Annotated in this window: 20 protein-coding genes; 6 read left to right on the forward strand and 14 right to left on the reverse strand. The window is 43.6% G+C overall.

Annotated elements, in window-relative coordinates; translation table 11 throughout:
• Nucleotides 1-154 precede the first annotated feature (154 nt).
• Nucleotides 155-2,617, forward strand: coding sequence for a CHASE3 domain-containing protein (locus tag L3V33_RS03425; protein ID WP_237289048.1), 2,463 nt, complete (start codon nucleotides 155-157; stop codon nucleotides 2,615-2,617).
• Between the two features lie 203 nt (nucleotides 2,618-2,820).
• The gene (locus tag L3V33_RS03430; RefSeq protein ID WP_237289050.1) at nucleotides 2,821-3,219 is read left to right on the forward strand and encodes a hypothetical protein; all 399 of its coding nucleotides are present in this window, start codon (nucleotides 2,821-2,823) and stop codon (nucleotides 3,217-3,219) included.
• Nucleotides 3,220-3,325: 106 nt separating this feature from the next.
• Here the strand turns inward: L3V33_RS03430 and L3V33_RS03435 are convergent, their stop codons facing one another.
• The 13 genes from L3V33_RS03435 to L3V33_RS03495 all read right to left on the reverse strand — a co-directional run bounded on the left by L3V33_RS03435 (nucleotide 3,326) and on the right by L3V33_RS03495 (nucleotide 13,055).
• The gene (locus L3V33_RS03435; RefSeq protein ID WP_017082406.1) at nucleotides 3,326-3,643 is read right to left on the reverse strand and encodes a heavy metal-binding domain-containing protein; all 318 of its coding nucleotides are present in this window, start codon (nucleotides 3,641-3,643) and stop codon (nucleotides 3,326-3,328) included.
• Between the two features lie 111 nt (nucleotides 3,644-3,754).
• On the reverse strand, nucleotides 3,755-4,525 hold the full coding sequence (locus tag L3V33_RS03440) for an alpha/beta hydrolase (RefSeq protein WP_171307903.1): 771 nt from the start codon (nucleotides 4,523-4,525) through the stop codon (nucleotides 3,755-3,757).
• A 292-nt stretch (nucleotides 4,526-4,817) separates the two neighbouring features.
• Nucleotides 4,818-5,168 carry a cupin domain-containing protein gene (locus tag L3V33_RS03445; RefSeq protein WP_171307904.1) on the reverse strand — a complete coding sequence of 117 codons (351 nt, stop codon included), beginning with the start codon at nucleotides 5,166-5,168 and terminating at the stop codon, nucleotides 4,818-4,820.
• Nucleotides 5,169-5,390: 222 nt separating this feature from the next.
• A complete protein-coding gene (locus L3V33_RS03450; protein WP_102446736.1) occupies nucleotides 5,391-5,819 on the reverse strand; it encodes a VOC family protein in 429 nt (142 codons plus the stop codon).
• 15 nt (nucleotides 5,820-5,834) lie between these two features.
• Nucleotides 5,835-6,425: a GNAT family protein gene (locus L3V33_RS03455; RefSeq protein WP_065681367.1), complete on the reverse strand. Its 591-nt coding sequence runs from the start codon at nucleotides 6,423-6,425 to the stop codon at nucleotides 5,835-5,837.
• A gap of 140 nt (nucleotides 6,426-6,565) precedes the next feature.
• Nucleotides 6,566-6,889 carry a hypothetical protein gene (locus L3V33_RS03460; protein WP_102442418.1) on the reverse strand — a complete coding sequence of 108 codons (324 nt, stop codon included), beginning with the start codon at nucleotides 6,887-6,889 and terminating at the stop codon, nucleotides 6,566-6,568.
• 59 nt (nucleotides 6,890-6,948) lie between these two features.
• Nucleotides 6,949-7,305, reverse strand: a complete 357-nt coding sequence (locus tag L3V33_RS03465; RefSeq protein WP_237289053.1) for a DUF6404 family protein — start codon at nucleotides 7,303-7,305, stop codon at nucleotides 6,949-6,951.
• Between the two features lie 97 nt (nucleotides 7,306-7,402).
• Nucleotides 7,403-7,894, reverse strand: coding sequence for a GNAT family N-acetyltransferase (locus L3V33_RS03470; protein ID WP_171307906.1), 492 nt, complete (start codon nucleotides 7,892-7,894; stop codon nucleotides 7,403-7,405).
• Nucleotides 7,895-8,347: 453 nt separating this feature from the next.
• Nucleotides 8,348-9,088 carry an alpha/beta hydrolase gene (locus tag L3V33_RS03475; protein WP_237289055.1) on the reverse strand — a complete coding sequence of 247 codons (741 nt, stop codon included), beginning with the start codon at nucleotides 9,086-9,088 and terminating at the stop codon, nucleotides 8,348-8,350.
• Between the two features lie 5 nt (nucleotides 9,089-9,093).
• Nucleotides 9,094-10,398, reverse strand: a complete 1,305-nt coding sequence (locus L3V33_RS03480; protein ID WP_145565787.1) for a TRAP transporter large permease — start codon at nucleotides 10,396-10,398, stop codon at nucleotides 9,094-9,096.
• A gap of 3 nt (nucleotides 10,399-10,401) precedes the next feature.
• Nucleotides 10,402-10,935 (reverse strand): TRAP transporter small permease subunit, encoded by a 534-nt coding sequence (locus L3V33_RS03485; RefSeq protein WP_237289067.1) that lies wholly within the window; start codon nucleotides 10,933-10,935, stop codon nucleotides 10,402-10,404.
• A gap of 11 nt (nucleotides 10,936-10,946) precedes the next feature.
• A complete protein-coding gene (gene dctP / locus L3V33_RS03490) occupies nucleotides 10,947-11,936 on the reverse strand; it encodes a TRAP transporter substrate-binding protein DctP (protein ID WP_145565789.1) in 990 nt (329 codons plus the stop codon).
• 108 nt (nucleotides 11,937-12,044) lie between these two features.
• Entirely contained in the window at nucleotides 12,045-13,055 is a 1,011-nt protein-coding gene (locus L3V33_RS03495; protein WP_145565790.1) for a D-cysteine desulfhydrase, read from the reverse strand.
• A gap of 158 nt (nucleotides 13,056-13,213) precedes the next feature.
• Between L3V33_RS03495 and L3V33_RS03500 the strand changes: the two genes are divergently transcribed.
• The gene (locus L3V33_RS03500; protein ID WP_237289069.1) at nucleotides 13,214-14,146 is read left to right on the forward strand and encodes a LysR family transcriptional regulator; all 933 of its coding nucleotides are present in this window, start codon (nucleotides 13,214-13,216) and stop codon (nucleotides 14,144-14,146) included.
• 99 nt (nucleotides 14,147-14,245) lie between these two features.
• Here L3V33_RS03500 and L3V33_RS03505 read toward each other — a convergent pair whose 3' ends face one another.
• Nucleotides 14,246-16,801, reverse strand: a complete 2,556-nt coding sequence (locus L3V33_RS03505) for a nitrate reductase (protein WP_237289082.1) — start codon at nucleotides 16,799-16,801, stop codon at nucleotides 14,246-14,248.
• A 501-nt stretch (nucleotides 16,802-17,302) separates the two neighbouring features.
• Between L3V33_RS03505 and nirB the strand changes: the two genes are divergently transcribed.
• The 3 genes from nirB (at nucleotide 17,303) to L3V33_RS03520 (ending at nucleotide 21,922) form a co-directional block, all read left to right on the forward strand.
• Nucleotides 17,303-19,885, forward strand: a complete 2,583-nt coding sequence (gene nirB / locus L3V33_RS03510) for a nitrite reductase large subunit NirB (RefSeq protein ID WP_237289084.1) — start codon at nucleotides 17,303-17,305, stop codon at nucleotides 19,883-19,885.
• Between the two features lie 80 nt (nucleotides 19,886-19,965).
• On the forward strand, nucleotides 19,966-20,310 hold the full coding sequence (gene nirD / locus L3V33_RS03515) for a nitrite reductase small subunit NirD (protein WP_065205959.1): 345 nt from the start codon (nucleotides 19,966-19,968) through the stop codon (nucleotides 20,308-20,310).
• Between the two features lie 142 nt (nucleotides 20,311-20,452).
• Complete coding sequence (locus tag L3V33_RS03520; protein ID WP_237289096.1) at nucleotides 20,453-21,922, forward strand: NarK family nitrate/nitrite MFS transporter; 1,470 nt, start codon at nucleotides 20,453-20,455, stop codon at nucleotides 21,920-21,922.
• Nucleotides 21,923-22,047 lie beyond the last annotated feature (125 nt).

Here is a 22,047-nt window from a genome sequence, read left to right on the forward strand (position 1 = left end):
CATTCGTAACGCAAAGGTTGTTAGAGCTCTACTTTTAGAGCTTTAGCCATCTTTTCAGGGTCAAAACCTACCCAACCACACACTATGCATTTGTACACCTAACAATCTAACCTACAATAACAATAGGTTTCGATTGTGTGGAATACGCGTTTTTATGTTTGCGAGTTGGTTTGATGATATTTCTCTACAGAGAAAACTATTAGTTAGCTTTTCCATCCCTATTGCATTAATGGTTCTTGTCTCATTCTCTGTCCATCAAAACACCCAATCAATAGTCGAAGACAACCACTGGGTTGTTCACACTCATAAGGCGATTGCTCGCGCTCAGGAGCTTCTAAACCTAACCATTGATATGGAAACGGGTCAAAGGGGCTACCTCATCACGGGTGACCCTGTATTCCTAGAGCCTTATCACCTTGCACTTGATGTATGGAACCAAAAAGTTCATACCCTTTGTGAACAAGTAAGCGATAGCCCCAGCCAAGTCGAACGCCTCCGAAAGATCGATGCACTTCATAAGCAATGGCTTAAGGAAGCAGGTGAAAAAGAAATCGCCCAGCGTAGCTTGGTCGGCAATGACACAACTACGATGCAAAATGTGATTGCTTTAACCCAAAAACAAACGGGTAAACAACTTATCGATAAAATTCGTAACGAGATAGCCGAGTTTATTTCAATCGAACAAAAGCTTATTCAAATTCGAGTAAAAGAATCCGATCACTCCGCCAACCAAACCAGTTATGTGCTGTTTCTAGGAACACTTTTTTCAACGTTTATTTCTCTGCTCGTCGCAGCATGGTCATCAAACCGCATTAAGAAACGTATTCACCTACTCCTTAACGCGGCCAATCAAGTGGCGGCGGGTCATTTAAAGCAAGTCGCTTCCATGCTTGACCGAAGCCCCTCAATGAGCGGTAACGATGAGGTTGCTCAACTCACCCACAGTTTCCAGAAAATGGCGACGACTCTGGTTAAAAGTAACAACCAAATGCACGCGTCAAATCGTGATCTCATTGCTGAGCGTAAAAAAGCCGAAGCCGCCGTTAAAGCGAAAAGTGAATTTCTTTCAACGATGAGTCATGAAATACGCACCCCGATGAATGGCGTGCTTGGCATATCGCAGATCATAGCTTCTCAGACTAAAGAACCGGCCACCAAAGAGAACATCGAAGTCATCCTCGATTCGGGTCAACACCTGATGACAATACTCAATGACATCCTAGATTTCTCTAAAGTGGAGGAAAACAAACTCGAACTGGATATTGCTCCCTTCAACTTTGAACAAGTTATTCGACCTGTCTGCAGTGCAATTAAACCGATGGCAGATGAAAAGAGTATCCGTTTAATCGTCGATAACGAGGTGCCCAATAACATAGACCTTATTGGTGACTGCGCGAGGTTACGCCAAATCTTGTTTAATTTAGGGGGCAACGCGATAAAGTTTACCAATGAAGGCCACGTGCTGATTCAATTAGCCCTTAATCATCAAGACAATAAGCTCCTTTTATCAATAACGGATACTGGCGTCGGGATCCCGAAAGATAAGCACCTGCATATATTCAACCCGTTCGAACAAGCGGATGCATCCACAACAAGAAAATTTGGTGGTACAGGCCTTGGGTTAGCTATCGTTAAAAAGCTCGTGGAGTTGATGAGAGGTGAGATAACTCTAAACAGTGCCGTTGGTCTCGGGACCAAGTTCCAAGTTTCATTACCTATCACCTGGCAAGAACACAAATCGACAGAGACCAACCCAGTTCTCATTAGCATTGACGAGCCATTCCATAATCCGTTGAATGTGTTGTTAGTAGAAGACAACCGCATTAACGCCATTGTTGCTAAAGGTTTTTGTGAAAACCTCGGATACCATGTTGAACAGGCAGAAAATGGAAGAATCGCGACGGAATATCTGAAGACAGCAGAATATGACCTCATCTTAATGGACAATCACATGCCTGAAATGAACGGAATTGAGGCAACGCAATTTATTAGACAACAGCTTGGCTTAAACACTCTGATATTTGCTTATACCGCCGATGTGTTTCGCGAGGCTCATGACAGCTTTATTGAAGCGGGTGCAGACCACGTTTTAACAAAGCCGTTGCAGCAAGAGAGTTTCTTCGATGCCCTACAGCAGTTTTCTTCACGCCTTCCTAAGCACGCTAACGACGAATCCACGACTGATATAACAAGCAATGTTATCGAACTTCACAGAGAACCCATTGATAAGCTCAGCCTAACAGAAGAAGAGATCAGTCAATCAGAGGTTATTCAATCGTTTAAAGAAAACCACCACGACTTGATCGTGCTTTTGAAATCAACATCGAAAGAGCTTGAAGAGTCCATCGATCAACTCATCGAGGCCTACATTCAGCAAGATCTAAAATCTATAAGGAAGACTTTACACTCCTTAAAAGGGATGGCTTTGAACCTCGGGCTAAACATGTTGGCACAACAAGTGCTCGCTCTAGAAAAACAAATAAAGCATCAGCAGTTGCCCGAAATAGAGCAACTTCAAAAGCTCATCAACCGCATCTTAGTTAACGAGCATCAGGCTCAACGAATGATAATGGCTTATGCTGCGCCAGTAACTTATATACACGGCCAAGTACGCTAAAATCAAGAATCTAAGCCTGACTTCCCGTAGCATACAAACTCTACCTAGGTCTCCATTAACGCTACCCACCATCAAACCCACTAAACAGACACTCCTTGTTACATAAGGCGCTCAAAAATAACGAAAGAAAACGCGAATACGATGGGTCTTATTTGAAGAATATTTAATTTCATCGCATCGTTGAGTGCATCACAAGGGATATCATGGAAAAGAAACTTCAAACCAAACTGGCGACTAGCCTACTGTTGCTGAGAATCGGCATTTTTATCGTCTTCTTGTTCTGGGGCTTGGATAAGATCCTTGTACCTGAACATGCAACAAAAGTACTCTCTGGCTTTTACGGAATCGACATCTCGGATAATGCGATAATGGCTATGGGTGTCGCGCAACTAGGGTTCTTAGGCGCGTTTGTTGTAGGCATGTGGAAAAAGTATACCTATGGCGCAATTTTAATCTTGCACGCAGGTTCCACCTTCGCCTCTTTTAGTAAATATATGGACCCGTTCAACAACCTACTGTTCTTTGCCTCTTGGCCAATGTTCGCAGCCTGTATCGCACTCTTCTTACTGCGTGACTACGACACTTACAGCGTTTCCAACTAACGCAAAGGGCGCCTGTTATTGGCGCCCTGTTTGTTTAGCTTTCAAGAAAACAATAGACCCAACACCGAAGAAATACCAAGTGTCGGTTTTGATTCATGAAGGCTTGTTATGTTCTTAACTTTACCGCAGTTCCGAAAGCCATGATTTCAGACGAGCCGTCCATTATTGCACTAGTAGAGAACCGAATGCCCACAATTGCGTCAGCACCTAAGTCAGTCGCTTCAGAAACTAAACGTTGAATAGCTGTATCCCTAGCCTCTGAAAGCATTTCCGTATAGCCTTTTAGTTCACCACCAACAAGGCTTTTAAAACCCGCCATAATGTCTCGACCAACATGCTTTGTTTGGACAACATTTCCAGTTACAACACCCAGAATCTCCTCAATCTCACGGTTTGGAACACTTTCTGTCGTAGTAAAAATCATAATTTTTCCTTTAGAAGATAACGAATGAGATGGATTCCCCCTACCGAGAATCTGCCACATTTATGTGGTGCTTATTCGCACCGGACACACCATATCAACTTGAATTGCAGGCTAAGCTATTGGTATCGCGCGCTTAATGGCTTCAGCTAGCCCATCGGCGTTTTCCCACGCCATTGAATGCCCAACATCAGAAACAACGCTGATCGCTATATCGTGGTTACTTAGCTCTTCTGTATCGCTGTCAGGCAAAGATTCACTACCAAATAGGTAGGTTCTGTTTACGTTCAGAGAATACAACCTATCACGCCAACTCGGGCGCTGCCCTTCTATCAAGGATACGGCTTGCCTGTGAGTACCTACCGCTGAATTCACGGCTAAGCTGGCAGCCCATTGGGTATTTTGCTCATCGATGCTGTGTTGCACTATCTGTGCGTGACCGTGATTCATATATTCAAGCTCGGTGAAGCTCGCAATCTTTTTGCTAAAGAACCCTCCGCCAGAATCAAGGTTAGCCTCACTCAACACCAAGGCCTGTAGTTGTGGTTGAACTTTTTCAGCCAACACAACCGACACGGCGCCACCCATGCTGTGACCATAGATAACAAATTTATCCAAACCCAAAGATTGAATAAACGCCTCAAGATAAGCCGCGTGGCTACCGATGGAGTAATCGAAATCCAAAGGTTTATCACTAAACCCAGAACCTAATAAATCAACAAGAATGCGCCGATGAGGAAGTAACCAATCACTGGCCGCAACGACCGGATAATCAAACGAGGAAGCACAACCAATACCGTGTATAAACACAATAGGCATTTCCGAACCGGGAAGATCATGATACCTGAGTATCGCATTACTCCCCTTTACCTTAAACTCTTTCATTTGTTCCTCTGAAACCAACTGAACACGCTAATAAATTTATGCATACTTCACATGTCAAGCGTGTCGAATCGCTTGTTATAGATGTGCCAATTAAGCCACTGAAAACACAATACGTTCTTTGCTTTCATCATCTTTCAGCTCAAGTAAAATACGCCCTTCTCGAAAAATGACCGCAGCCACACCTACACGAACTTGATGATTCACTCTTTACTCCTTATGAATGCCTCATTGCCTAGCGCCTAATCGGGACGGTACGGCACTGCGGCCGTACCAACATTTCTAGCTTGACGCTTTACTTCAGGCTGGCTTGAATGATTAACAACTCAATGTCATTTTTTGATGTATTAGCCAAGCCATGGGTACCAAAACGTTTATTTACTATCATGTCTCCCGCATTCACTTTTGTCTCGACACCTTCAATGATCATCGTGCCTTCACCTTTCAGAATAATATACATTTCTTCATCGTCTCCATGAGAGTGCTCCCCCATAGAACTTCCCGGTGGCATGACAACACGGATGGCAAAATCCCAAGCACCATCAAAGTCTTTACGTCTGAACGCACGATAGATGTCTATCGACCCCTCTCCATCATGACTGCTTTCATCTGTTTCTTTATCGCAAGTATAAAAATTACGTATCATAACTCTCTGTATCTCTCTGACTAGTTTCCGATATTCTGTTAAACAATAAAACGCTACGGTAAGAAGTGGCACTGCATGGTTGAATGCCACGTGTTTAGAATCACTCTAAGCCGTTGTTAGCACTGTAATCCTGAGTCTTACAGGTTTACCTTTAGCGCGCCTGATGAATCCGCGATTAGGTTTGATGGTCGATTTGGCTAGTCTGGAAAACAATGAATGAGTTCACACTAAAGTCTTCGGTTTTTCTCCGAGGTGTTGAGTGAACCTTAACAGATAACCATCCGGATCTTGGAGAAGAAGCTCACGCTCCCCAGACAACTTTTCACCAATGTCATACCAAGTTTCTTTCATCTCACGAAACAGGGACACTTTGTGGGTTTGGAGACGTTTTACTAGAGGTTCTAAGTCACTTAATTCAATCTGAAAGTTCACACCTCGCCCCAAGGGAGCCTCAAGCTCACCAGTAATCCATCCTTCATCACTGATTTGCTCTAACATCATCTGCACATGCTCTTGTTCGAGATACACAAAATCAGGGGTTTCACGCCTTATGCGAATAGAAAAACCAAGTACATCAACATAAAAGGCAAGCGAGCGCTCAAAGTTGCTAACGGATAGTTCAGGAACCATCGGATTCCAATAATTTTCCATACTTACTTCCTTGTATTAAGGCTCTTGTTGACTCAGTTTTTTCAGAAAGCCTTGCTTAACCTCTGGCCACTCCGAGTCAATAATTGAATACACAACCGTATCTCTTACCGAGCCATCCTTTAAGATTTGATGATTACGCAAGATACCGTCGAGGTTTGCACCAAGCCCTTCAATCGCTCTTCGAGAGACGGCATTCCCAATATGAGTGCGAAACTCGACTGCAATGGCTTCATAGCGCTCAAATATTTGTTTTAGAAGAAGGTATTTACACTCTTTATTTATCAGTGTTCCCCTAGCCACATTTGAATACCAGGTATAACCAATCAAAGCACGTCTATTTGGTCTATCAACGCCATAGTAACGGGTAGTCCCTACTACTTGATTGGTGGTTTTAGCTCGCACGGCATAAGCTATATTACCTAGATGCATTTGAGCGATAGCATCAACAACGTATTGCTCCATTTTTTCTGGGCTCGGTACATTAGCGAACCATAGCTTCCAATGCTCTCCATCTTTCACGGCCTCGATTAATTCAGATACATGCCCCATAGTAAGAGGCTCAAGAGCAACATGCTCACCTTCAATCAGGCTCTGTTCTATCCACATAACTCTCAATTTACCTTTTATCGCCAACGCGGTGTTAAGTGTTGTGTAACGTTTGCCATTTCACCAAAATGCAAGGCGTAACGTATTCGTCTGGCAAATCTTTGGCTATAGCGCTATTGTAAATATCAAGAAGATATACCTCAAAGAGCAAACTCCGAATTACAAACTTTGAAAACATTGACCAAAGGCTCTTCCCAGCCGAGACAAACTCTAAGCTGATCAACGATTGGTTTCACTTGGCTCTTTGCCACGTTGATTTCAACTTTTAATAACGGGTAGTTTTCGACTTTCCCGTTGCACCCAAACACAGGCGCAGAGCCATCAAGAGCTCGGTGAGAACCGATAACAGAACCAATAGCCCAACAGTGATCATAGTTTCCAATTCTATCGACACCCGACTCATGTAAGGTGCTCAAAACTAGATCTTGTTGCTCAGGCGTACAAAAAATCTCTAGTTTATACATCTAATTTAAACTCCTAAATACCAAGTATTACGAATCATTTTAACTGCTTGTTATCGCGCTTATCCGTAGTTTTTCTTACACCAATTTTCCCAACTCTTCTCACCCAATTTTTTTCGTGCTTTGACGATTCTGAACGCATTAACAAGCCCCATAAAGAAACCGAAAATAGCAGATGAAATAAGGTAAGTTTTCCAATATTCGGGCTCTGAGTGCCAAGTAAACATCCACATCAAAGACCCCCAAATTACCGCCATCGATAATCCATACGTCAAGAATACTTTTTGAAGCGATTGAAACACCAGAGGCGTTTGAGACACGTTAGTATACTTTGACCAAATAAAGGCATTTGGCCTCGTTAGGTCTGCAGGGACACCCTTTTCAATAAGGTGCTGCTGAATGAATTTCGCCTTTTCCATCTTTACCTCACTATGCTATGCCACTCGAATTCTATGACTATGCGACGATTTATCGAGAAGGGTTGTTCAGTGTTACCCACTAAAGGACTAACTAGATTCAATGTGTGTGAGCTGATTGATACACGTTGTTTTCTATCAACGATCCGGAAAACTCAAAAGTCAGTAAACCTATTCGACTAAAACCTAAATGTTCATAAAAGCCATTCGATTCATTTTCTACCCACGTGTACAGCCAGTATTTATTACCAAACTGATTCTCGATTCCATTCAAAAGCTTTCGACCGATCCCTTTACCTTTGAAAATGTTATCTACATAAAGTTTTTCTACTTCAAAGCCATTGCCAGACGTCTGGTAGTGCGATTCAAGGTTAACCATTACGTAGCCTTGAATAACCTCATTTTCTTCACTTACAAACACACGATATTTAGTGGTATTCAATATTTCAAAGAAGTAGGCTGCCGTGAAAGTAGACAAGGCATACTCAGCGTATTCAGTTTTGCCCCCTTCTCTCGCATATGTGTCTAGCCAGACTTTAATGGACAATGCCGCTAATTTTACACAGTCGTCTTTTGTCGCTTCCCTGACCATTTCCTCTCCAAGCACAGCAGTTATTAAACTGAATAATTATGATTTTTATCACTAGCGCATTTCTGTCTAATAATTTAACCATCTCATACTTAGTTAAATAACTCATTTAATAACAGCATCTTACCAATATAACCGTATCATACATGACGAAAAGCAGAAGTATTCCGTATAGCTAAAATTGAATGAAGAAATTATGTGAATGTGTGTATTACTTATCATTTCCCTCATGTACTTCTTCATCCAAACAAAGATTGTTGGCCTAGATCTGTATGAGGCGTGATGGTTAGTAAATTATGGATGACGTGATCGTTGATATAATTTCTACCGGATTTGCAAAAAAAAAACCGACATGATTGTCGGCTTTTCGTTTGGATATAAGCTGTAAATAAAGTACTCAAAATGTTCCCGCTGAAGGTCACCTTTCCTGCTCCCTTTGAACTGCTAGCAGAGAAGCTAACGTACGCTTTGCAAAAACTCCCCAAAAGCTACGTTGAAGTGCAATGGTTTCTCAATGTGGGCATTGTGCGCACAATCATTGATCACACACAGAGAGCTGTGCTCAATACCCTTCCACAATACTGATACCTGCTCATCCCATGGATAAGTTTTATCTGAGTCCGCCCATATAATTAATACTGGTATTCTGTATTGAGAAATATAGGGTTCACCATTCCAACTGTTCATTGCGATGAGTCCGTTTAGATAGGACTGAAGCGAAACCTTGTCTGCAAGCTGCATCGATTGCTTGAGTACCTGAGGGGCTAATTCATTTTTAAACCAACTAGACACAGCCCTCTGTTTGCTGTCGCCATAGGTAAAAGAGGATGCATTCTTGATGCTCTCTTGTAATGGTTCAAACCTACCAGGCAAGTCGCCTTTCGGTCCTGTTCCGTACAAGGTCAAACTGACGACTTGTTCAGCCCATTTATGCCCAATCTGCTGGGCGACCATTCCTCCCATTGAGTGCCCTATTAGGTGAAAACGCTTTATTCCAAGCAGTGCAAGTTCTGACATCACATCTTGGGCCATCTCTTGAATCGTTTCAAAAGCTGTCTCATCAGAACGATCACCAAAGCCTTTCAAACAAACAGGGACTACTTGCATGTTTTTCTCTAAAAAAGGTACTTGAGCACTCCAATATTCTGGGCCACTTAAAAATCCATGGATCATCACTAGTGGTACGTTAACGTTCATTCATATTACCCCATAACATTTGGTAGCCACACGGCAAGCTGAGGAAAGATAACCATCAGTACAATCAAAAATATGAGAGCACCAATAAAAGGCAAGCAGCCTTTAATGACATCGACAATAGTCAGACGATCTTTCTCAATAGATTGAATAACATACAAATTTAGGCCAACAGGAGGAGTCAATACAGCGACTTCCATCGTTATGGTGTAAATGACACCGAACCAAATCAAGTCAAAGCCTGAAGCTTGAATCAGAGGAAACAAGGTTGGCAGAGTTATGAATGTCATCGAAACAGGCTCTAAGAACATGCCTAAAATAATGTAGAATAAAATAATCAGTGCAAGCGTCGTGTATGGCGATAGTTCCAGAGAAGTAAACAAGCTAGTAAACTCTTGTGGCACTTGATAGTAAGTCATCACAAAACCAAAAAGCACACCAGAAGAAAGTAATAAGCCTAAATAACCCATCGTCTTCATGGTCGCTTTGATTGATTCAAAGAACCCTTTGAGATCCATTCCCCCAACAGTAATAGCAAGTAGCAAGGTAATCACACAAGATACACCTGCCGCTTCAGTAGGGGTCGCGATACCCGCATAGATGGAGACTGTAATAATAAGGCCGATAACCATCACTGGAATTATCGCGCTCAATGCTAACCCCCAAGGGATACTTTCACTATCGTCAGCTTTTGGTACGGATCCTTTTTGTAAGACGCTCCATCCTTTAATGATAAGGAAGAAAAAAGAAACCAAAATTAAGCCCGGTACAACACCTGCAATAAACAATTGCCCGATCGACTGATCTGTCACTATTCCGTAAAAGAGAAGAATCAAACTTGGCGGTAACAGAACGCTGAGTGTTCCTCCAGCCGCGAGCACCCCACTGGCTAGTTTTTTGTCGTAACCAAGGTCTAACATTGCAGGAAGAGCGACGCCACCAATGGTCAACGAGCCAACCATACTCGAACCACATACAGCACCAAACCCAGCGCAGGCACCAACACTCCCGTATGCAGCAGAACCTGTGATTGGTACCTTGCTGTGCATAAACCAATACAGATTGGGCCCTATGTTCGACCGGCCAATCAACTCCCCTAATAACACAAACAGCGGAACCGACAGTAAAACGTAATCTACCCACACACCCCACATTTTAAGCTCGGCTGTAACAAGTGTTGTAGAAAAAGACTGAATTGAAAGAAGAAACGGAACGGATGCGCCCGCCAATGCAAATGGGATTGGTAAACCCATCACAATAAATAAAATTAATAGCCCCATCAAGCCGAGACCAACTTCATACCACTCAAGCATATATTATTCTCCAAGCTTTACTTGAGGCACAGAAGTCATGCCACGAATTGACTCAAGTTTATGCATTATCGAGTCATAGAATTTTAAAATAGAAACCAAAGATAAATTGAGTAATGAAACAAAAACTCCGGCCCAAAAATAGTACTTAGGCCACAACAATATCTCTGAGGCAGCAAGCGACACATATGACTTAGATAGCCCTTTAAAGGCAGCCAAAGCGAAGAAAACAGAGATAATCATCATCAGTGAGTTATTCGCAATTTCCAGATAGTCTCTTTTCCCTTTAGACAGTTGATCGATAAAAATCGTCACCTTGGGAAAGGCATCTGCCTTGAGTGCGTATGAGAGGCCAACGAACGCTAATGGTACTAGCATCAAAGCCGTTGCTTCTGTAACCATCCCATCAGGACTACCTATTACGTATCGCATGAATACGCCATAGGTAATCCAGAAAGCTTGGACAATAACGATTACACCACCGCAATACAGCAGTACATTCGTTGAAGTATCCAAAGCTTTTCTGAATTTACCTTCCATAGTTTCTATCCCTAGATTGAGTTCGCAGCAAAGAGGTCTTTCATCTTAATTGAAAGCTCTGTTCCACAATCATTCTTCAGTTCGCTTTCCCAAGACGTGGAAATATCAGAAACTAACTTAAGCTTTTGCTCTGAGGTCAGCTCAAGAACCGTACCGCCTTCTTGTTTGGCTTCTGCAATCCTCGCATCTACCCACTTTTCATATTGAGGTTTTAACCAAGCTTCAGTCTCTTTTGCTGCCTCTAATAGCGCTTGCTGATCCGTTTCGGAAAGCGAATCAAATCGCTCTTTATTCATCATGTACATGATGTTGCCGTAAAATATTCCCGCATCCACCATGTGTGGCATCACATTCCAAAGCTTCCATGAGCTATAGGTTGCTACACCCATATTGATGCCATCAACAACACCACGTTCCGCAGACTGAAACACTTCTTTAGGAGAGATAAAGACTGGCTTGCCTCCCCAACCTTCAATCATCTTGCTCACTAACGGTCCAACAGAACGAACCAACTTGCCGTTTAGATTGGAAAACTCTTCAACAGAATTTACCTGCTCGTTGAACCACCACTCTTGGTCATAAGAGTAGTTAGAGTTCATGAGAGGAACCAAGCCGTTCTGATTCGCCTCCGGAGTAATTAGATCACGATATTGAGAATCCATGTCTAACTGCCCGCTCAAATCAACCGCTGACGGATATAACGAAGTTGTTCGATAACATGAAAGTCGATTATCAGCACTGATCCAACTGATGTCCGCAACCCCGCCTTGAACAGCATCAACGCCTTCACTCCAACCATGTAGCGTGGAGGATGGATAGATTCTGACTTTCAGATTTCCGTTGGATTTTGCTTCTGCTATTTCCGCAAATTTTTTAAACCCTTCATACCTGATGTCCGATTCATTCACATAAGTAGAAAGCCTAATTACTTCTTTGCTCATTGCATTGAAAGACAGTAATCCACCAATAATTAAACTGGCTAATTTGATTGATTTTTTCATGTAATCTCCATTTACAACATTTCATTAAATCTTCTTACTGTTAGTATCTCTGTACTAACAGTCACGATTCATGGGTAAGGTCTGATTGAAAAGTCTCACTCCTGTCCATTACTCGTAATTAGGAAAGTCGAAGCTGTCACGATAACCAAATAACGCTTGAGCGCCTCCGGTATGCACAAAGACAATGTTCTCGCCCTTCTTAAAGTGACCATTTCGAACTAGGTCAATAAGACCCGCGGCCCCTTTGCCCGAATACACTGGATCAAGCAAAATACCTTCAAAACGAGAGAACATGTTGATCGCTTCGATCGTTGAAGGTGCAGGAATCCCATAGCCTTCGCCAACATAGTCACAATTCGCCACAACATCTTCGCGCTTTACTGCATCTGCAGCGCCCAAGTGCTCAGCGGTACGTTGAGCCAATTTGAAGACATTTCCTTCTTGCGTTGGTTTATCAACGCGTACCCCGATACCAAGAACTGGGATTTGGCTGTTGGTCAAAGCAAAACCGGTAACCAAACCCGCTTGAGTCCCCGCACTGCCCGTCGCATGTACGACATGATCAACCTTAAGGTTCTGGTCATTGCTTTGTTTTAGGATTTCTAATGCACAATCTACATAACCAAGAGCGCCAATATGATTGGAGCCACCGCCAGGTACTATGTACGGCTTTTTACCTTGAGTGCGCAGTGTCGCAGCCACATCTTCCATTGCAGCGTTCATATCCGTGCCGCCTGGGTACTTAGATAATTGAGCGTTGAAGAGTTGGTCCAGCATTACGTTGCCGTTGAACTTATAATCAGGATCATCACTGGCAGTACGGTCTTCAAGTAAAACCAAACAATCCATGTTCAGTTTGGTTGCGATCGCCGCTGTTTGACGTGCATGATTCGACTGAGTAGCCCCTTGAGTAATGATGGTGTCAGCACCTTGCTCAACGGCGTCCGCCATCAAAAATTCCAGTTTGCGAGTTTTATTACCTCCACCAGCAAGGCCTGTACAATCATCTCTCTTAATCCAGATGTTTGGGCCTCCTAACGCTTCACTCAGATTTTCCATTAGCTCTAATGGGGTGTTCAAGTGGGCAAAATTTAAACGAGGATAACGCGATAAATGCATCTCTATTCTCCAATCAGTGTTTCGTTAGTTGTCTGTTTAACACCCAATTACACTAGCCCGTGATATCGCTCGAAAGATAATGCTTTTTGTTAACAGGGGTGTTAACTTTTGTTTAACAAAACATCGGTATTAATAATTTCTGGACAAGGATTCGACACATGGACTTAAAGTGGATTGAGGATTTTTTGCACCTTTCTCAGTACGGAAGTTTCGCAAAAGCAGCAAAGGCCAGAAATATAACTCAACCCGCTTTTGGCAGAAGAATCAAGCTATTAGAAGAATGGGTTGGCACTGACCTTGTAAATAGAAACACCTACCCCGCCACATTCACCAAAGCAGGATTTCGCTTTCTAAAACACGCGAATGATCTCAAGCAACAGATAGACTACGCTCGGTTAGAAACCGTTAGACAAGTTAACAATAATGAAACAAAAGTCACATTTCACACCCAGCATTCACTGTCGGAATATGTAGTGAATAAGATGATTAATGAGTACACCGATGCGTTTAAAACAGTCTTAGTCTACGTGAGCCCAAATAACTTACATGATTCAGTGCAAGCCTTTATCGATAATCGTTCGGACTTTCTTATCGGTCTCTCTTTCAAGGGAAGTCGCCTCTATGTACCGAACCCTGAGGTCGAGTCGGTCACTATTGGGCGTGAACGTCTAATCCCGGTAGTCGCTACCAAAAGTGATGGCGCGGCGCTGTATAAAGATTGCAAAAACTCGAACGTACCTTTACTCAGTTACCCATCGAATACTTTTTTTGCACAAGTATTAGAGAAACACGGCTCAATAGCCCAAAGCCGTTGTAATTTTAATATCGTGTACGAAAACGCCGTCACACACTCTCTTAAATCAATGGCGTTATCAGGCCACGGAGTGGCGTGGTTGCCGGAGGGATTTGTTCAAGAAGAATTAGAACAAGGTTTATTGGTTAGGTTCTCAGAAACCATTTCACCTATTACTGCCAAAATAAAGCTGTATCGCTTCTCGACTGAAGAAATGACAGCTGAAATGTCGACGCTGTGGCACAACTTCAAAACATCGAATGGTGAAACAAAACCCGAAATAGCACCTTGTCACTAAACTAGGGAGCCTAAGGGTTCAACGTCATTAACACAATTTATTTGCTAGTTTACAAAAGATAAGTCAGCCAACTCCGACTTATCTTTTATATCAAGTTACCTACTTCGCCATGGTACTCAAAAATTCGGCTTCGAATTCTTCATCGGCTTCTCGGGTTAGGCACTCCACCAGCCAGCTGATGCTTTCATGATCTAGGTTACTGTTCACCACGAACGCCTGTTTCACGCCAAACTCACCAAGCTTGGCTGAACCATAGTTCTTGAACGATTTATTGCCGTGATAATGGAGTGATTTAACCGCCTCTGCGTTGGGTTCAGGTAATTCATCCAGTGTGTTGGCAAGCTGAATCACTAGCTCCATCGGATTCTTAGATGACGAGATACGATACAAAAAACCGCCCTCTACTTTCTGCCTAACCCAGTAATCAAAACTGCTGCAGTCCATCACCTTGTCGCTGACCAGTGCCGCTTCGCTGCGATAAGCACATGCTTCTAACATCACAGGTGTGTGTTTAAACTCTGGCTGTCCTGAATTGGAATCGGTGTTAGGTAAAATCAGGTCACACGGCTTGCTGTCTTTGGCCGTGGTGCCGTTCCAGTGGATCGGCATAAACACCTGCTCTTTACGCATCTCTTGGGTTAATACCAAACGCGCTTGAGACTCACCTTGAGCACTTTTCACTTTAACAACCTGGTTGGTTTGGTTTGTGCTCGTTTCCAATCCAAATTTCCTGGCGGTTTCAGGGTGAACAGCAATGAACGGTTCGGGAGTGTGGTCTCCAAGTGATGAGGCAAGCCCTGTTCTACTCATAGTGTGCCATTGATCGCGCACTCGTCCGCTGTTCATAATAAGCGGATAGTCTGGTGAAGACGTCGTTAATGGCAAAGCATGTTCAACCGCAACAAATTGGGCTTTTCCTGACTTAGTGAAAAACTCGCCATCGGTGAACATTCGTTTATTTACGATATCTTGCTGTAACTCTAGTACGGGCCATTGCTGGGGTTTTAGCTCGCTATAACCCTTATCGTCCAATTTGGTTAGACCAATTAAACACAGGTCTCGCGTTTTACCGTCAGTATTATCAAGACCCGTCATTTGACAGTATTCTTCAAATATCTGCCCTTCATGACGATAGTCAAAAGCATGTTGATGACCCATTTTCTGCGCCACTTCTTTAATCATCCACCAATCAGGTTTAGCTTCACCTGGGCTTGGTAATATGCGGCGCTGCCTTGATATACGGCGCTCGGAGTTGGTCACGGTACCCGATTTTTCACTCCAGCCTTGCGCAGGTAACACAACATCGGCCAAGCGCGTGGTTTCAGTATCGGCAATGCAATCTGACACCACCACAAATGGACAGTTTTCTAGCGCTGCTTTCACTCTCGCACTGTCTGGAAGGCTGACTACAGGGTTGGTCGCCATAATCCAAACCGCTTTGATCTTGCCTTCAAGCATGTCGTCAAACAACTCGACTGCTTTCAAGCCGGGTTTGGTTGCTAAGTTATCGGTTTGCCAAAAATCACTCACCGTTTGGTGTGATTTCTCATCCCCAAACTCAAAGTGCGCCGCTAGCGTATTCGCTAAACCACCCACTTCGCGACCGCCCATTGCGTTGGGCTGCCCTGTCACAGAGAAAGGCCCCATACCTGCTTGTCCGATTTTTCCGGTGGCTAAATGGCAATTAATGATGGCATTCACCTTATCGCAGCCTTGGCTCGACTGATTCACGCCCTGCGAATAGATAGTGATTACTTTTTTGTTTGATGCGAACGCACGATAGAAGCGCTCAACCTCTTGTTCCGTTAGCCCGGTCAACTGGCTGACGCCTTGCTCAGAATTGATGTTTGAATCAGAGTGGTAAACATACTTCTTTGCTGACTCGATCGCTTGTTGGAAGCCTTCTGTGTTCTTGCTTATATAGGCTTCATCAAGTGCATCATTATCTGCTAGGTATGAAAGCAATCCGTTGAACAAGGCCACATCAGAGCCCGATTCAATCGCTAAATGTTGATCTGCTATTTCACATGTGTCGGTATAACGAGGATCTATGACGATCACTTGCAGTTTGGGATTCGCTTGCTTAGCCGCTCTTAACCTTTGAAAAAGAACCGGATGACACCATGCTAAGTTTGAGCCTGTAATCACGACCAAGTCGGTTTGCTCTAAATCTTCATAACAAATAGGCACCGTGTCGCTACCAAATGCACGTTTATGTCCAACAACGCTCGATGCCATGCAAAGCCTTGAGTTGCTGTCGATGTTTCCGCTGCCAATAAAGCCTTTCATCAACTTATTGGCAACATAATAGTCTTCTGTTAACAGTTGGCCAGAGACATAGAACGCAACCGAATCAGGGCCGAACTCTTCAATGGTTTGGTTAAACCTATCAGCGACCAATTGAGTGGCGTCATCCCATGCGAGTTCATGTTTTTGTTGATTCTGAATATGAGTAGGCTGAGTAAGACGACCTAAAGGCGTTACGGTTTCACCTAGAGCAATGCCTTTAGTACATAACTTTCCATAATTCGACGGGTGTTCTTTGTCACCGCGCACTTCAAGCTTACCTAATGCAGTGGGCCTCGCTTCTATTCCGCAGCCAACACCACAATAGGCACATGTCGATTTTATCCAGCCACTGTTTGAATCACTCATCCGTTTCTCGCTCAATTATCCATAATTGTATTTATTTAGATCAAGCAAATAACACGCCATTAAATCAAAGAATCACGAACACAACAAAACACAAATAAAAACAACAACTTAATAAAACAAAAACAATTAAAACTCAGTTACCAAGAAATGCTTGATATGAAAAACTTATTTTTTGCACCATCTTGCTGAATGTTGCACCACAAACGCTCATTTCCATAAATTTAACAAAAAAATTACATACCACTTTAGGGGTAATTACGTGCCACCCTAAAATTTTAATCGATTGAAAAATATGAATTAAATTTTATTTATTTTGCTAAATTATAATTTGGCATCCTCCTTGCTCCACTAGAAACCAAGAGTTAGAAAAACAATTTTTGTTTTCTTGATAATGATGAATTGAGTGGAATCTCAACCCGGTATTCATTTGTTAACCATTAGAAGTTAAACGCTATAAACGTTAACGCTATAAACAATGAAGCCGAGAATAAGGAATGGATTATGAGCAAGAAGAAGATCGTCGTCGTTGGTAACGGTATGGTTGGACACAAATTTATCGACAACATATTGCAGTCAGAAAGTGATGAGTTTGATGTGATTACTTTCAGCGAAGAACCTAGGTTGGCCTACGACCGAGTTCAGCTTACAGCTTACTTCAAGCGCGGAAATGCCGAAGATTTGGCATTAGCCAGCGAAGAGTATTACCAAAGCAATGGCGTTAATTACCTTTTAAACGCGAAAGTCGCTCAACTAGATACTGACAATAAATGCGTTGTGACGGAATCAGGACATACCGAGAGTTATGACACATTAATTCTGGCAACTGGTTCATTCCCTTTTGTTCCCCCTATTCCCGGTAACGACCAAGAACACTGCCATGTTTATCGCACCATCGAAGATTTACACGCCATTGAATTATCAAGCAAAGGCAGCAAATCTGGCGTGGTGATTGGTGGAGGTCTGCTTGGCTTAGAAGCCGCAAACGCAGTCAAAAACCTTGACTTAGAAACCCATGTGGTTGAATTCGCGCCTCGCCTAATGGCCGTGCAGTTAGATGACGGTGGCGGTGCACTTTTACGCAGAAAAATTGAAGACCTTGGCGTCCAAGTTCACACCGAGAAGGCGACCTCTGAGATAGTCGCGGGTGAGAACGCTCGCTACCGTATGAACTTTGCCGACGGCACTCATCTCGAAACCGATATGATCGTGTTCTCTGCGGGTATTCGCCCTCAAGATGCCCTAGCTCGTAGCTCTGATATTGCCATTGGTGAACGTGGCGGCATCGTGATTAACGATCATTGCCAAACCAACATCGACAATGTGTATGCGATTGGTGAATGTGCCCTTTGGGACAACAAGATCTTCGGCTTAGTGGCGCCTGGCTATTCAATGGCGAAAGTCGCCGCAGCGCATATCATCTCTGATGGAGCGAGCGACACTTCGTTTACTGGTGCCGACATGAGCACAAAGCTCAAACTGCTTGGTGTTGATGTAGCAAGTATTGGTGAAGTACACGGCCAAACAGAAGGTGCTCAATCGTATACTTATAACGACGAAATCGAGCAAGTTTACAAGCGTCTTATCATCTCAGCTGACGGTAAAAAGATTGTTGGTGCAGTATTGGTGGGCGACGCAGAGGCTTACGGGTCACTACTGCAAATCAAACAAAATGATATGCCTCTTCCTGAAAATCCATCCGTGCTTATTCTGCCAAACCTCGCGGACGATTCTGGCTCGGCAATGGGCGTTGAAGCTCTGCCTGATAGCGCCGTGATTTGTTCATGTTTTGATGTGACCAAAGGCGATATCAAGGACGCCGTATCTGCTGGCTGCACCACCATGGCTGCATTAAAAGAAACAACCAATGCTTCAACAGGTTGTGGTGGTTGTTCTGCGCTTGCTAAACAAGTTTTAGACAGTGAACTAAGCAACCTTGGTGTGGAAGTCTCAAACGATATCTGTGAGCACTTTGCGTATTCTCGTCAAGAACTTACCGACATTATCCGCGTCAACAAAATCAAGACATTCGATGAGCTATTGGATTCTCATGGCAATGGATTGGGCTGTACCGTGTGTAAACCGGCTGTTGGTTCTATTCTGGCTTCTTACTGGAATGATTACATCCTAGAAGATCAACACATTGAACTGCAAGACACCAACGATATCTACCTCGGCAACATGCAAAAAGACGGCACTTATTCAGTTGTGCCACGTATTGCAGGCGGTGAAATCACCCCTGACAAATTGATCGTGCTTGGCGAAGTCGCGAAAGAGTTCGACCTTTACACCAAAATCACCGGTGGTCAGCGTGTCGATTTGTTTGGTGCACAGCTTAACGAACTGCCTATCATCTGGAAAAAGCTGATTGACGCAGGTTTCGAAACAGGCCACGCCTACGGTAAGTCGGTTCGTACTGTTAAGTCGTGTGTGGGTAGCACTTGGTGCCGATACGGTATCGACGACAGCGTAGGCTTAGCGATTCGACTAGAGAACCGCTACAAAGGGCTGCGTTCGCCACATAAAACCAAGTTTGCAGTTTCTGGCTGTACTCGTGAATGTGCAGAAGCGCAATCGAAAGACTTCGGCATTATCGCGACCGACAAAGGTTGGAACCTCTACATCTGTGGTAACGGCGGTATGCGCCCTCGCCATGGTGACCTTTTCGCTACCGACCTTGATGAAACCACCCTTCTGCAATACATAGACCGCATTCTGATGTTCTACACACGTACCGCAGATCGCCTACAACGTACATCAGTATGGATGGAAAACCTTGAAGGCGGCATTGAATACCTCAAACAAGTCGTGATTGAAGACAAACTCAATGTTGTTGAAGAACTTGAAGCAGATATCGCCCTCAATATCGAAAAATATCAGTGTGAGTGGAAAACCACCATCGAAAACCCTGAAAAGATGAAACGCTTCCAGCACTACATCAACAGCGAAGAGATGGACACTAGCCTTTCATTTATCAAAGAACGAGAGCAGCGTTTCCCTAAGCCGAGCTTGAGCGATTCATCTGAGAAAGTTCGAAATGAAGCCCTCACCAATTCTGAACAAATTGAAGTTACCGAAGTGTCGTAGATGCCTTTCGTCTGTCATCGCAACTACGCCACTTAACCGAATAATGATTATAAAGCTCATCTTTTGACTAGGAGAAAGTCATGAAAAATTGGACAACCGTATGCAGCACTAGAGATTTAACCCCAAATGGTGGCATTTGCGCCAAAGTTGAAGATAACCAAGTGGCTATCTTTTACTGCAAGCGCAGCGACACGCTTTATGGGCTCTCTAATTACGACCCTGTCGGCAAAGCGAATGTGATGTCACGTGGTATCATTGGTTCATTAAGCGGTGAGCCTTACGTAGCTTCGCCCTTATACAAGCAGCATTACCACTTAGAAACTGGCGCATGCCTTGAACAACCCGAACTCAAGCTCGTTAAATTTGAAGTTCGTAAGCAAGGTGAACACGTACAAGTTCTCGCACCTCTTGCTATCGCCAGTTAATAAACAGCCGACATCATCCTGCAAACGCTTTATAGGCGTGAGCAATTTCGGCATAAGGTTTAGCCACATGAATGCGTTCGAATTTCGGAAGTAACGCACGAGCTAAAACCGGGTAATTTTCCAGATTTAAAGGATTTAAACCATGGATAACACAAAATTTTCGCTGCTTTCATTTAAGGGTAAGATGAAAACCTTACACCTAAGCTGGATGGCCTTTTTTATCACCTTTGTTGTGTGGTTCAACTTTGCCCCGCTACTGCAAATGGTGAAAACTACGCTTGGTCTTTCTACTGAAGAGATCAAAACACTGCTTATTCTCAACGTTGCGTTAACCATTCCTGCTCGTGTCGCAGTGGGTATGTTAACCGACAGATATGGCCCAAGGTTGGTCTACTCTTCATTACTTGCTGTCTGTTCAATCCCTTGTTTTATGTTTGCGATGGCAGACTCTTTCATTCAAGCGGCTATTGCACGTTTCCTACTTGGCTTCATTGGCGCTGGCTTCGTCGTTGGTATTCGCCTTGTGTCTGAGTGGTTCCCATACAATGAACTGGGTACCGCAGAAGGTATTTACGGCGGTTGGGGTAACTTCGGTTCAGCAGCGGCAGCATTCACGCTTCCAACTCTGGCTCTAGCATTTGGTGGCGAAGACGGTTGGCGTTATGCGGTCGGTATTACTGGCCTTATGAGCTTAGCGTTCTCGTTTGTCTTCTACAAAAACGTAACGGATACACCAAAAGGTTCGACTTACTTCAAGCCTGCTCAAGTAACAGCGATGGAAGTAACATCAAAGGGTGACTTTTTCTTCTTACTTATTATGAAGATCCCGATGTATGCCGCTTTAGCGTTACTGACATGGAAGCTATCGCCAACCAACATCAACATGCTGTCTGACATGGCGGTTTACTCTGTGTATGCAGGTTTAGCTGCGCTTTACGTGTACGAAGTGTCGCAAGTTTGGAAAGTGAACAAAAACGTATTTAAAGAAGAAGTGCCAGAGATTCACCAGTACAAATTTAAGCAAGTTGCGGTACTTAACGTACTGTACTTCGCGACATTTGGTTCTGAGCTGGCCGTTGTTTCTATGTTGCCACTGTTCTTCTCTGAAACCTTTGAATTAACACCCGTTCTTGCCGGTATGGTTGCATCAGCTTATGCCTTTATGAACTTGATGTCTCGTCCAGGTGGCGGTTGGATTTCAGATAAATTCGGTCGTAAACCAACACTGCTTATTCTTACGATTGGTCTTGCTGTGGGTTACTTTGCAATGGGTCAAGTCGACAGCACATGGCCAGTATGGCTAGCGGTTGTGGCTGCGATGGCGTGTTCTTTCTTCGTGCAAGCGGGTGAAGGTGCGGTATTTGCGACAGTTCCTCTAATCAAACGACGCATGACAGGTCAGATTGCAGGTATGACGGGTGCTTACGGTAATGTGGGTGCAGTAGTTTACTTAACAGTACTGTCTTTCGTGAGCTACCAAACCTTCTTCTTAGTGATTGCTGCGACCGCGATACTTGGCTTTGTGACTCTACTATTCATGGAAGAGCCTAACGGTCAAATTGCCGAAGTGAACGACGATGGCAGTGTCACGCTGATTAATGTTTCAAACTAGTCTCAGTACTATGAAGCATTGATATTATTGAATCGGGAGAAGCACCTTAGCAGATACATCAACGCTAGGTGCTTCGTTCAAAGGCTCTAAGTTCACTAGAGCTTTTGTTCTTTCTCAGATGTGCT

The sequence above is a fragment of the Vibrio sp. A2-1 genome (assembly GCF_021728355.1).
Lineage (GTDB): Bacteria > Pseudomonadota > Gammaproteobacteria > Enterobacterales > Vibrionaceae > Vibrio > Vibrio splendidus_K.